This is a genomic window from Pseudomonas sp. GL_091, assembly GCF_057837725.1.
Genome location: NZ_CM174451.1, coordinates 3,846,850 through 3,858,990 on the forward strand (window position 1 = coordinate 3,846,850; position 12,141 = coordinate 3,858,990).

A 12,141-nucleotide genomic window follows, 5' to 3' on the forward strand; every position below is an offset into this window, starting at 1 on the left:
CATCCGTGGCAGTGAAGCTGTCGGATCGCTATACAGTGAACTACTGTCAGTCATAGGCGTGGCGCCCACAGCCAATTTCCAGATATCCGTTGAGTTGCAGGGTTTCCAACCGACTTGTCACGATGATCGGGGACCAAATCGATGGGAAAAGATGCGCAAGTCGAATCAAAAAACGAGACTTTTATCGCGCAGGAGACTGAGGCTTTGGTTGAGCCACCCCCTGTTTCCGAAGTGGCTGGCAATGGAGTCTGGGGCACACGGATCAGGGGCCAGGCACGCAACCTGAGCCACTCGACCCAGTTTGTCATTGCCGCCTCGGTGATCCTGGGGCTGACCATGTTCTTCGTCGGCAATCTGGTGAGCGAACGGATAGAAAACGCCGCTGTACATAGCGCAGCAGAAGCTGCCGCGCAGTACATGGATACGTTTCTGGAGCCCTACGTGCAGGAGATGAGCCGGGACAACGCCCTCTCGGCAGCAAGTGTCCAGTCCCTGGACCGCCTCGCGGACAGTCGTTCGCTCAAACAGCACATTGTCTCGATCAAGATCTGGCGAGCGGATGGCACGGTGATCTACGGCACGAACAAAGCCATCACCGACCGAAAATTCCCACTCGATGAGATCACCGAGGCACTCAAGGGCAATGTGGTCACCGACCTTAAAGACCTGGACGAGGATGAGAACGAGTTCGAGCGCAAGCTCAACTTGCCGCTCTATGAGATCTACGCACCCCTGCGGGACTCACGCACCGGAGAGATCATCGCGGTAGGCGAGTTTTATGAAAAGGCCGACAGCCTCAAGCGCGAGATCAATCGCGTCCGGCAGCTGGTATGGGTGGACGTAGGCACCGCGACGCTGGCAATGCTGACGCTGCTCTTCTTCATCGTGCGACGCAGTGACAAGATCATCCAGCGGCAACAAGTGGCACTGCGCTTACGCCTGCAGGAGCAAACCCGTCTGCACATCAGCAATGCCGAACTCCAGCGCAAGATGGCGACGGCTACCCAGGAGTTTTCCCATGTCAACGAACTCACCTTGAGGCGCATTGGTGCAGACCTGCACGATGGGCCGGCGCAGTTATTGACCTTGATCCTGATCCGGCTCGACGACCTGGCCGAAAACTGCTCCGCTGTCGATCAAGAGTCGCTGGAAACCATTCGTGGCGCCGCCACCGACGCATTGCGTGAGGTCCGCGATTTATCGCGAGGTCTGGCACTTCCGGAAATCAATGAAATGAGCCTGGTGGAAGAGTTGCAACTGGTGGCGCAACGGCACGAGCAACGCACTGGCACCAAGGTCACATTAACCCTGGGGCTGCTACCGAAGGCCGCGCCACTGCCGCTCAAACTCTGTTTGTACCGTTTTGTGCAAGAAGCCCTCAACAACGCTTACCGGCATGCCAACGGCGAGGGTCAGGTCATCCAGGCGCAATACATTGATGAAGTATTGAACATCAGCGTCAGGGACAGTGGTCCAGGCATGGCGGCGGACGCCATGCTGCAAGAGGCATCCGGCAGAACCCGATTGGGGCTCGCCGGTTTGCGTTATCGCATTGAATCTCTGGGCGGGTTGTTCAGCATCGACTCCTGCGCCTCCGGTACGTCGGTCAATGCACAGTTCAAACTATAGGGGGCGTTCCGGCATCCATTTGTGTTTTTGCTGCGCCGATGTGAAGTCGCCCGACAGCTTCGCGCTCCCTGTAATGCCGTAGGGCCGTGACCGCTTCGACACGATTTCGGGCGTGCAGTTTCTGCATTACGCAGCCCATGTGGTGCTTGACGGTTTTTTCGCTGATCATCAGCTTTGACGCAACCTCCCTATTGGTCAGCCCCTTTGAAACCTCACGAATGACCTCCTCCTCGCGATGGGTCAGATCAAACGTTTGAATTTGCGCTTCGTGCTTCTTGTTGTTACTCAGCAGTTTGTTGGCAAACTCGGGGGTGATATACGTCTCACCCTTGGCAACCGACCTGATTGCCAGGACCAGTTCCGGTCCGCTGACACCTTTCAACACATACCCGCGCGCGCCAGCCTCCAGTGCCAAATAGGCGTCATCTTCGGATTCTGAAACCGTCAGCATCAGCACCTTCACATCCGACAGCTGAGTGGAAATGAACCGCACCGCGGCGAACACATCGCCCGGCATATTGACGTCCATCAGCATCACATCCGGACGCACCCGCTGGGCAATATCCATGGCATCCTGCGCATTGGCGCCCTGCTCCACGACCTGAAGATCCGCCCGTTTTCTCAACGTATTGGCAACGCCCTCACGCAACATCGGATGATCATCGGCAATGCCGATGCGAATGGATGGACTCATGACGCGCTCCTGAAAGGATCAGCACTCGAACACTTATTGATTAATAGCAGGGAACCGGGGATGACGCCGGTCGCCAGTCGCATGTCCCGGGCTCCAGGCGTTCGGAAGTAAGACTTAGGTCGGACTAAATTCGAGCGTCAACAAGCATTCGTCATGACAAGATTCTGATTTTTCAGACTCCAACCCATTGTTTTAAAACGCCTCTAAACACTTCAATAAACAGCCAGCCTCATAAAACCCGGCCCCATCTTTCATCCGACCAACAGTCGCTCTCCTGCGCTTGGGTACATGCAACTCCGGCTCGACAGCAGGCGTTTTCGGTCCATGTAGCGTCACAACCACCGCGCGAAAAATCCGTCATGACATGTCATGACCTCCTTCAAAAATGGACTTTGACCAACAAATACGGGGGTTAAAGGACGAATGGTCGAGAGGCGTCAAGCGCGGGGAATTGCCGGAAGTTTGCAGCCACTACAGGCTTTTCAGGCAGGCACGTTCGTCGCGGTGAAGTGAACTTCACTTTCATCGCGTGTCACATTAGGTCCCTGTCAAGTGAAATCCAGTAGAGGTAAAGCCTTATGAGCATGGCCACAATTGTCAGTGCGGTGATTTCCAGTCTCGCACCCAGTGTCTTCGACCAGAACAGCCTGCAAGAACCCGGCGCGCATGTCTCAGCCGTCGAATACCACTACGGTATGGAAATCGATGTGAAACGGGTACTGCAGCGCACCGATACATCCGACAAGACCGGCGTGGTACCGGTGACCCTGGTCTACGAAGACAGCGAGGGCGAGGTTCACAAGCTCCGTTTCCTCGAATGGGGTGGAAGCCCCGCCGACCCCACCAGCATTGCCTGATCCGCTCGTCGAATGGGTTCTGGCCCTCGCCTGCGCGGCACAGGTCTGGACCCCGACTCGCTCCTGTCACACAAACCCTTTGATCGATTCACGACTCGCCTGCAACCACTCTCACCCTGTGGCAGTCGGAAGGTCCAAGTTTTTGACCGCTCGACGAGCGAACTTCAATCGGCACCAGGAACTGGCCGAACTCATTGTCCAACAACACAGAACGCGTCTCTTCCCGCTTGAACAGGAAACGTTCGCCCCACTGCCTCATGCTGACCACCACCGGAAAGATCTCTCGTCCCTTCTCCGTCAGGACGTACTCCTTGTAGGCGCTTCCATCCGACGCCGGTCGAACGTCGAATACACCGACCTCAACCAACGTCTTGAGGCGCGATGCCAGAATATTTTTGGCCACCCCCAGGCTCTTCTGAAACTCGCTGAATCGGCGAATACCGTCAAACGCGTCGCGGATGATCATCAGCGACCATCGATCCCCAATGACTTCCAGTGTTCTTGCCACCGGGCATTCGCTGCTTTGCGATGAAGCGTCTTCGACCATCGTATTTACCTTTTGGATAAGGACTGCCACGTCTGTCGTTCAATCTCGAGCAATGTGGTTGCATTTTGAAACCTGATTCAGCAACAATCGAATCCAGTTTTTAATTGAAACCAGTTTAACGCCACGGAGGCTCACGTGACAGCAGATGCCGACTCAACCACCCATCCTTTCGTCACGCAGGCCTCGGGGCTTTCGCCATCACTCACGTTGTTATTTTCTGTCACCTGCGCGCTGGCAGTCGCCAACGTTTACTTCGCGCAACCCTTACTCGATTCAATGGCACAGAGCCTGGGTGTCGCCTCTTCAATGATCGGGTTTGTGGTGACGGCGACTCAGGTCGGTTACGCACTGGGGTTGCTGTTCATCGTCCCATTGGGCGACTTGGTAAACCGTAAAGGGCTGATTCTTTCGCAAGTGCTGCTGTCTGCGATTGCGTTGGCGGGAGTCGGTGCAGCACAGCAATGGCTGACCCTGTTGGGAGCCATGATCGCTGTGGGTTTGCTGGCAGTGGTGGTTCAAGTGCTGGTGGCCTATACCGCCGCGCTGGCAACGCCGTCACAACGTGGCCAGGCCGTGGGAACCGTCACCAGCGGCATTGTCCTGGGCATTCTTCTGGCGCGGTTTACCTCTGGGTTGATCGCAGATCTGGCGGGCTGGCGCGCGGTGTATTTCGTTTCCTCGGGATTGATGCTGACCCTCGCGGCGGTGCTCTGGAAAGTGACTCCTCCCGCAGTGTCTGCACGCAGTCGATACACCTACCCGGCACTCATCCGGTCGCTGTTCACGCTGTTCATGACCGAACCGGTCTTGCGAATCAGGGGCCTGCTGGCCTTACTGATCTTTGCCGCTTTTTCCGTGCTGTGGACCTCCATGGTCCTGCCATTGAGCGCCCCTCCTCTGTCGCTTTCACACACGCTCATCGGCCTGTTTGGCCTGGCTGGCGTCGCCGGTGCCCTGGCAGCCAGAAGATCCGGACGCTGGGCCGATCAAGGTTGGGGGCAACGCGTGACCGGCATTTCGCTGGTGATCCTGACGCTGTCCTGGCTGCCTATCGCGTTTGCACAGACGTCACTGATCGCGCTGGCTTGCGGAGTGCTCTTGCTCGACTTCGCGGTGCAAGCCGTACACGTCACCAACCAGAGCCTTATTTTTGCGGCACGACCCGACGCGCAAAGTCGCATGGTCGGTGCCTACATGTGCTTTTACTCGGTGGGCAGCGCGCTGGGAGCTGCGGCCGCGACGCAGGTTTATGCGCTATGGGGCTGGCTCGCAGTCAGCCTGCTGGGCGCGTTGATCAGTACGACTGCCCTGGCGCTGTGGTTTCTCACGTTTCATTTCTCAACACCCAAGCAAGGAAGATCCGTATGAAAACCCGACACCTCTGGCTCGCCATTTCGATGACCGGCACAGGGGTGTGAGTTTCTCGGTGATCAAACCGGGACTCACCACTGTTGATCCGCTCATGCATGTCGACATTCGCTTTGCGCGGTGCTCAAGCGTTTTGACCAATGCCGTCAAAAGTGTGCAGTATTTGACCCGACAGTTGACAGGCTGGTCGACAGAGGTACGCTCTGCGTCACTTTGGCCATCTGGGTGATTTCCACCTGCACTTTATCCTTGCCGAGCAGGTAGTCGGCCAGCTTCTGCGAAAACGGCCAGTAGTTCAGTGCGGCAGTCATGGTGATCGGCCCGACGGCATCGGCCGGCACCAGGAAGGAGAACTCCCCGATATCGTAGCCCTTGGGCAGAATGCGGTTGTCCGAAAGAATCTGCGTGGCATTCCAGACCTCGACGTCCAATGGATTGCCGTCCTTGTCGCCTATGTGCACTTTGAAGTTTCGCGTGTTGACCTCGGTCTTGCCGTCCTTGATCGAGCCCAGCCGATAGAGCTCGCGACCTCTGGCATCGAGCACCCGGAAATCGATCCACATCTCCCGCCCCTCGGGAAAGCCGGTAGGCAGTTTGTGCCCGGCGCCGACATTGGTAACTTTGACCGCTACCGAGGTGTATTGCCCGGGCGTGATGGCTGCCGGCGGTTGCTGGAACGTTATTTGCGCCGCTCCCGCAAGCATGTCGCGCGCGCGTTGCGCGCCCTCTTCCTGACCGAGATGCTTGAGCATCATGGCATTGGCTCCGCTGAACCAATGTGAGGCAACCTCCTCGCGGTCTGGCCCCATGATCGCGGCCTTGCCCGCAAAACCCGGCATGTGGCAGCTCTGGCAGGTCACATTGTTGAGGCTGTAGGCACTCTCCTGCCATTCGTCATAGGTGCGCTCCACCGCCACGCTGCTGAAGGGGTGCGTGACGTTGTGGCAGGTGCCGCAAAAGTCGGAGCGGGTGTGCAGAGCGGAATATACGGTGTCGTGATAAGGCGAAACGGCATCCCTGCGCGGGCCGAACTTGGTCGGTTTGCCGTGTGCTCGCGGACTCAGGACATAGGCGCCGTTATCGAGACCCGTGCGGGCACTGATGTTGTGGCAGGTCTCACAATCGACCCCGGGCATCGGATGATTCTTCGCACTGTCTTCAATCGAGGAGCGATTGACTTGCGAATTGATCTGCCCTGTCGTGAGACCGATCGGGGTATGGCAGCCGGTGCAGAAGTTATCGACCTTGCCCTCGGTGGCCGAACTCGCACGCTTGAGCAAGGCCCGATAGATGGGTTCATCCCAGGCCTGGGACATCATCGATGAGCGCCACTGCTTGTAGATCTCCGTATGGCAAGCGCCACAGACCTGGGCATTGTCAAAGTCCTTCACATTCAAGATCAGGTTGCCGGTGGTGTTGGCCCGATGCGGAAAGAACGGCATCCCGCCAATCACATGCATGAGCCTGGAGCGTGCTGGCTCCACCCACTTATCGTTACTTTGATTGTCATTGCCCTGAGGTTCGTCTGCCGCCATCAGCGTTACCGTCAGCAGGCAGGCTAGAAAGCACAACCCGTGCAGCGCTACCCGCGCACACGTATATCTGGAGTGGCTCATAAGCATTTCCCCTGGACGGTTGCAGAGGAGGACTGCAGCACTTCTATTGAGCAGCCAGGGGTATTGGTTACATGCAATCACTCAATGGGGGTACTTACAGCTCCACAGTTTCCCGACTCTGCACCTTTCATGGTCGGGATACGCTCACTCAGCAATTACCTTGCCATCGATGTAACAAAACTTATCGGCCGACCTGAGAGCCCGGCAAACATTGCTCAGAACTTGAAATTCTTGAGCTAATGGAAACGCGAATTCTGCCGGGGAATCGCGCCCATTAGTGGGGGGAGTTCGCTCCGAAATCGGGGGGGTGTCAAGACCAGAGGGGCAGTCCTGCCGTACAACTGCCGCACAACATTGGATAGCCAAATTGCCCCCCGGGTTTAATGAGCCACTCAGATCTGATCCGTTACTTGGTGCACCTCGCAAATCCGGGGCCACTCACTTTACTCGCTACGACTTACTCCCTGTCTTTCGTCGACCGGATGAGACTGCCCCGTAACTTCACAATGGCCTTCTGCATCTGCACGAAGTCGTCAGGGTCAAGACCGGTTTGCGGAAAGCCGTCTTCGGTGAGGCCTTCGCGCAGTTTTCGCCCCTCTTTGGTGAGGCTGATCCGCACCTGGCGTTCGTCTTCCGGGTCGCGCTGGCGCAGCAGATAACCCATCGCTTCCAGTTTCTTCAGGATCGGCGTGAGGGTATTGGATTCGAGAAACAGCTTTTCACCGAGGCTGCCAACGGTCTGGTTGTCTTCCTCCCACAACGCAACCAGGGTGATGTATTGCGTATAGGTCAGGCCGAGCCGTTCGAGCATCGGCTTGTAGGCCTTGCCGAAGGCCAGGTTGGTGGAATAGACCGCAAAACACAGGAACTCGGAGAGTTTGAGATCCAGGGCGGATGTCTTGTCGGTGTTTTTCATGGGCGTTCTCTTGGGTCAATCTGGCGAGACTGAAACTATACGTCGTACGCGATGGTATCGGAAGTGCGTAAAAACACCGACGGCCGGCTCACCCGGAATGTTCCCGGTGAGCCGGCCATGCAGTGGTTTATGCCGTCAGGACGTTGATGTCGACATCAATGTTGCCGCGTGTGGCCTTGGAGTACGGGCAGATTGCATCGGCGTTGTGGGCCAACTCAGTCGCCACCCCTTGGTCCAGCCCCGGTACGCGCAAGGTCAGTCGGGCCTGGAGGAAGTAAGCCGCGCCGGTCTGGCCCAGGTCCACTTCAATGTCGACGGCCGTATCTGTCGGCAGTGTCACCTTCATCTGTTGGGCGGCGAGCCCCACCGCTGCGATGTAGCAGGCCGACCACGCTCCGGCGAACAGTTGCTCGGCTTTCGGGTGTGGCTGGACGGCGGTGAGCACGTGTGCCGGTGTGTCACTGCCGGGGGACGACAGCACGATATCGAGGTTGCCGTTATGGCCGCGCGAGGTGTTGCCTGCGCTGTTATGGGTGGTGTGGGTTTTGCCGCTGGCCAGTACTTTTTCGATCTTGCTCATGATGATTCCCTCAGGGTTACAGTCATTTATGTTCTTATACGCTTTAATCGCATGCGATATTAGTGATGCGTCCGCGCATCACGCCGTAATCACGTTCAGGGCAACGTCGATATTGCCGCGTGTGGCTTTGGAGTAAGGGCAGATGGAATCGGCAATGTGCGCCAGTTCGGTCGCGACATCGTGTGCCAGCCCTGGCACTCGCAGGGTCAGTCGGGCCTGAAGGAAATAGGCCGGACCAGTCTGGCCCAGGTCCACTTCGATGTCGACGGCCATATCCCCCGGCAACACGATATTGCGTTCCTGGGCCACCAGCCCCACTGCCGCGGTGTAGCAGGCTGACCAGGCCCCGGCAAACAATTGCTCGGCTTTCGGGTGCGGCTGTGTGGCGGCAAAGACGTGGGCCAGCTGGGCGGAACCCGGTGACGACAGTTCGATATCGAGGTTGCCGTTGTGACCGCCGACACCGCTGTGAGTGGTGTGGGTTTTGCCGGTTGCCAGTACTTTTTCGATCTTGCTCATGGGGACTTCCTCAGGACTTAACGTTTCGTGCGATTATATCGCACGCGATATTTATGACGTTTAAAAAGACAATGTTCATCAATTGGCGTGTGCAATGATCCAGTTGTTGCCGTTTTGGCCATGGGAAGCGTGAGCGGTCGAGATAAACATTATGCGGCGGCTTCCGGTGTTCATGGCTGAGTCTCCAAACGGCAAGGGTTGTTGTTGTTTCATGTCGCTTTCGATTAGATCGCATGCGATATATGAATATTCAACCAAAGCCCCAATGATGTCAAAGCCTATTTTATGCCTTGGCGATGAGCGGTAGATGCGAGGTCAACCCCGCTGCCCTCGCCCTTGCCGAAAGGATGATCGGATTCCACCGTCCGGCCCTGGGGGGACCTCTGGTTACGCGCTTCGGATCGCTTCACGCATGACGATCAACGCGTTGGCGCTGAAATGAAATGGGCGTATTTCACTCGAAAAAAAACCGGCCAACCGAGCCGGTTTTCTTTGACTTGCTGATACCCACAAACACAAAAAACCCCCTCACAAGGAGGGGGTCTGATGTTTGAACGGTTCAGACGGTTTCACCCGTCTTTCCCTGGATTTTCGTCAGCTCAGCGCAGCGCTGGAATACCCGCAAACAGCCACGAAGTCTCATGAGCTGGCGCTGCTTCGTTGCGTTTACGCGCCCACTCGGTCAGCGCCACCATCATCGCAAAGCCGAGCACGATCAACACCGGATAGGCCATCAGCAACTCGGTGAGCGAATACTTCCAGGCCAGCGGTCGACCGACACCGAGCATGGCGGCATACAACCAGGACACGCCCGACAGTGCGCCAGAGAACAGGGCAAACATTCGTACATTGACCTTAAGATCAAGCAACGAACTGGCCTTCAACATTGCAGGCAATACATAGCGGTGCAACAACATGCCGTTGAACGTCAGCAACAATACAATAATGACTTTGGCTTGAAGTTTTGGATTGGCAAAATAGTTCATGCCTTTATCAAGGTAATCAATACCTATAATCGCAGCGCCAGTCACCCACAAGAATATCAACGCATTGGCAACAGACTTCTGCAGACTGGCCATATGTTCATTGTCGTGCCCCGACGACACGCGACCTTTCAATAAATCCTTGACCATGGCGGCATCGCTGGCAAACACCAGGCCAATCGCTACGCAGCAAGCCAACAGATGAACGTACACAACGCCTAAACGCAAAAACTCCATGGATTCTTTCTGGCCGATCAGGCCGATCATTGTATTAATATCCAAGACTACATCTCCACTTATAGCAGCAGTGCAAATTGACCATGCCCTAGGCATGCGAATTATTTATTCGCACTTGCAAGGTCAAGTTGGCAAAGATTGAAGCAACTAAATAATTTGGTATTACAAGAGAGAGCGACTCGCCCCGCGAGTCAGTGATGACGGCATACTATCACTCCAGGTCTCAGGTAAAAAAAATCCCCATGCGCATTCCATTCAATGCAGATGAGGTATACGTCCATTTTACTAGTGAGTGCAGCGGGACCCTAAGGATCCGCCTGCTGGGAAATCAGAGCCCAGCATATCCCGATCGTTCATTTTTTAAGCAGAAACATCGACAAGCGGTACTATTTCCGGTACCTGGGGATCCCTGCCTCTTTGGCTGAAACCCGCGTCGCTACGCAGCTGAATCGTTTCCGGTCGTATGCCGAAAAAAAAACCGCTATTGCGCTGAACTTTCGCCGCCAGACCCGACCAGTGGTTCAATTTCCTGCCTGTCACCGGCAAGTTCGAGTCGCCTGCAGTCATCCGCAAACCACTTCGAATCGAGCGCACATTCAGTACTGGCAATACAGCATCCAGGATCGGAACTGCTACGCTTGAAAAACAGCTTCGACACTTTCCAGGATGCCAGTGCACGCGCGCCCCGGGGGCTGATGGAACAGTCGCATTACCAAATCCTGTGCCCGAGCGAGTCAGACTTCGTTGAGCAAAGGAGTGGACATGCCCCCCCGCAAAAGCAAATCTGCCGACGGCTTGGCAAAGCCATCGGACGACACCGGTGACGATTCGGTCTTTCTCTCGCGCAAGGAGCGCCTGTTCGCAGGTGAGCAACTACGCGAACGCCAGCCGCATTCGGCTCATGCCGAATGGAAACCACCGAGCAAACACCGCGACCCTATCAAACTTCTCGAAGAGTCCAACCGCTATCGACTGCCCAACCTGGTGCCGCTGCGCTACGGGCGCATGCTGCGCAGTCCATTCACCTTTTTACGTGGCTCTGCAGGTTTGATGGCGCATGACCTGGCCACGACCCCAACCACTGGCGTAAAGGTGCAGGCCTGCGGGGATTGCCACCTGATGAACTTCGGGTTGTTCGCGACACCTGAGCGCAATCTGATTTTTGACATCAACGATTTCGACGAAACGCTCCCAGCCCCCTGGGAATGGGATGTCAAACGCCTGGCGATCAGTTTTGCCGTGGCCGCGCGCGATAACCGACTCAACGATAAAGACGCACGGGACATTGCCGTCAAATGCGCTTGTGCTTACCGCGAAGGCCTGCGCAAATTTTCGAAAATGGGCCCGCTGGAGGTCTGGTATGACCGCCTGGATGCCCAAGCGATCATCGATATGGCGCCCAATGCCGAGATCAAGAAAATTCGCGAACAAGTGATCGCAAAGGCCAGGATGCGTCTCGGTGATTACCTCTACCCCAAGATCAGCAGTGAAGTCGGCGGGCGGCGGCGACTGATCGATCAACCGCCCTTGCTTTTTCATGTGTATGAAAAGGGCTTCAAGCAGCGAGTCCGTATCGCACTGCATGATTATCGTTTGTCACTGCCCCATGAACGGCGCGTGCTCTTCGATCGCTACCGTCTCGAAGACATTGCCGTCAAGGCTGTCGGGATCGGGAGCGTGGGGACCTATTGTTTCGTCGGCCTGTTCTTTTCTGCGGAAAACCACCCCTTGCTCCTGCAATTCAAGGAAGCCTGCCCCTCGGTATTGGCGCCCTATGCGGGCAACAGCGACTACGAGAACCAGGGGCAGCGTGTTGTCACGGGGCAGCGACTGATGCAGTCCTCCAGCGACATCTTTCTGGGCTGGACACGCGGGCAAAATGGCCGGCATTTCTTTGTACGCCAGTTGCGAGACATGAAAATGTCAGCGCCCATCGAAGGCGTTTCCGCCGCACGGATGAAGATGTACGCCGAGTGGTGTGGTCATACCCTCGCCCGTGCCCACGCCAAATCCGGGGATGCGGCGCTCATCAGTGGCTACCTGGGCAAGCTGGATTCCTTCGACCAGGCCATCGGCAAGTTTTCCATCGCCTATGCCAATCAAAATGCGAAAGACCATGCCGCGCTGATAGCTGCGGAAAAATCAGGGCGGATCCATGCACTCATAGAAGAAGAGTGATGGGGCCGAACCATGAG

At 56.3% G+C, this 12,141-nt stretch carries 11 protein-coding genes; 4 read left to right on the plus strand and 7 right to left on the minus strand.

The annotated features are described in order from the left end of the window. Window positions 1–141: 141 nt before the first annotated feature. Window positions 142–1,629 carry a sensor histidine kinase gene (locus tag AC3ITY_RS17535; protein ID WP_489303999.1) on the plus strand — a complete coding sequence of 496 codons (1,488 nt, stop codon included), beginning with the start codon at window positions 142–144 and terminating at the stop codon, window positions 1,627–1,629. Here AC3ITY_RS17535 and AC3ITY_RS17540 read toward each other — a convergent pair. Next, window positions 1,619–2,323 carry a response regulator gene (locus tag AC3ITY_RS17540; protein ID WP_489304012.1) on the minus strand — a complete coding sequence of 235 codons (705 nt, stop codon included), beginning with the start codon at window positions 2,321–2,323 and terminating at the stop codon, window positions 1,619–1,621. The genes AC3ITY_RS17535 and AC3ITY_RS17540 overlap by 11 nt on opposite strands. 578 nt (window positions 2,324–2,901) lie before the next feature. On the opposite strand from AC3ITY_RS17540, the gene AC3ITY_RS17545 reads away from it, so the two are divergent. Further along, window positions 2,902–3,180, plus strand: coding sequence for a DUF2790 domain-containing protein (locus AC3ITY_RS17545; protein WP_223455826.1), 279 nt, complete (start codon window positions 2,902–2,904; stop codon window positions 3,178–3,180). Window positions 3,181–3,268: 88 nt separating this feature from the next. On the opposite strand, the gene AC3ITY_RS17550 is transcribed toward AC3ITY_RS17545, so the two are convergent. Beyond that, window positions 3,269–3,727, minus strand: coding sequence for a winged helix-turn-helix transcriptional regulator (locus tag AC3ITY_RS17550; protein ID WP_489304015.1), 459 nt, complete (start codon window positions 3,725–3,727; stop codon window positions 3,269–3,271). A gap of 135 nt (window positions 3,728–3,862) precedes the next feature. Here AC3ITY_RS17550 and AC3ITY_RS17555 point away from each other — a divergent pair, with 135 nt between their 5' ends. Beyond that, window positions 3,863–5,095: an MFS transporter gene (locus AC3ITY_RS17555; protein WP_489304017.1), complete on the plus strand. Its 1,233-nt coding sequence runs from the start codon at window positions 3,863–3,865 to the stop codon at window positions 5,093–5,095. Between the two features lie 146 nt (window positions 5,096–5,241). Here AC3ITY_RS17555 and AC3ITY_RS17560 read toward each other — a convergent pair whose 3' ends face one another. The 5 genes from AC3ITY_RS17560 to AC3ITY_RS17580 form a co-directional block, all read right to left on the minus strand. Continuing rightward, window positions 5,242–6,711 (minus strand): multiheme c-type cytochrome, encoded by a 1,470-nt coding sequence (locus tag AC3ITY_RS17560; protein WP_489304019.1) that lies wholly within the window; start codon window positions 6,709–6,711, stop codon window positions 5,242–5,244. Window positions 6,712–7,168: 457 nt separating this feature from the next. Beyond that, window positions 7,169–7,627, minus strand: coding sequence for a MarR family winged helix-turn-helix transcriptional regulator (locus AC3ITY_RS17565; RefSeq protein WP_008051025.1), 459 nt, complete (start codon window positions 7,625–7,627; stop codon window positions 7,169–7,171). Window positions 7,628–7,754: 127 nt separating this feature from the next. Continuing rightward, a complete protein-coding gene (locus AC3ITY_RS17570; protein WP_057714894.1) occupies window positions 7,755–8,207 on the minus strand; it encodes an Ohr family peroxiredoxin in 453 nt (150 codons plus the stop codon). Between the two features lie 78 nt (window positions 8,208–8,285). Next, on the minus strand, window positions 8,286–8,726 hold the full coding sequence (locus tag AC3ITY_RS17575; protein ID WP_489304022.1) for an Ohr family peroxiredoxin: 441 nt from the start codon (window positions 8,724–8,726) through the stop codon (window positions 8,286–8,288). Window positions 8,727–9,325: 599 nt separating this feature from the next. Next, entirely contained in the window at window positions 9,326–9,976 is a 651-nt protein-coding gene (locus AC3ITY_RS17580) for a hypothetical protein (protein WP_223455862.1), read from the minus strand. Between the two features lie 954 nt (window positions 9,977–10,930). Here AC3ITY_RS17580 and AC3ITY_RS17585 point away from each other — a divergent pair. Next, window positions 10,931–12,124 carry a DUF2252 domain-containing protein gene (locus AC3ITY_RS17585; protein ID WP_489304024.1) on the plus strand — a complete coding sequence of 398 codons (1,194 nt, stop codon included), beginning with the start codon at window positions 10,931–10,933 and terminating at the stop codon, window positions 12,122–12,124. The last annotated feature ends 17 nt before the right edge of the window (window positions 12,125–12,141 follow it).

Coding starts and splice junctions, on each gene's coding strand:
- AC3ITY_RS17580 (WP_223455862.1), bottom strand. CDS start 9,976: ATGATCGGCCTGATCGGCCAGAAAGAATCCATGGAGTTTTTGCGTTTA.
- AC3ITY_RS17560 (WP_489304019.1), bottom strand. CDS start 6,711: ATGAGCCACTCCAGATATACGTGTGCGCGGGTAGCGCTGCACGGGTTG.
- AC3ITY_RS17535 (WP_489303999.1), top strand. CDS start 142: ATGGGAAAAGATGCGCAAGTCGAATCAAAAAACGAGACTTTTATCGCG.
- AC3ITY_RS17540 (WP_489304012.1), bottom strand. CDS start 2,323: ATGAGTCCATCCATTCGCATCGGCATTGCCGATGATCATCCGATGTTG.
- AC3ITY_RS17565 (WP_008051025.1), bottom strand. CDS start 7,627: ATGAAAAACACCGACAAGACATCCGCCCTGGATCTCAAACTCTCCGAG.
- AC3ITY_RS17575 (WP_489304022.1), bottom strand. CDS start 8,726: ATGAGCAAGATCGAAAAAGTACTGGCAACCGGCAAAACCCACACCACT.
- AC3ITY_RS17550 (WP_489304015.1), bottom strand. CDS start 3,727: ATGGTCGAAGACGCTTCATCGCAAAGCAGCGAATGCCCGGTGGCAAGA.
- AC3ITY_RS17545 (WP_223455826.1), top strand. CDS start 2,902: ATGAGCATGGCCACAATTGTCAGTGCGGTGATTTCCAGTCTCGCACCC.
- AC3ITY_RS17570 (WP_057714894.1), bottom strand. CDS start 8,207: ATGAGCAAGATCGAAAAAGTACTGGCCAGCGGCAAAACCCACACCACC.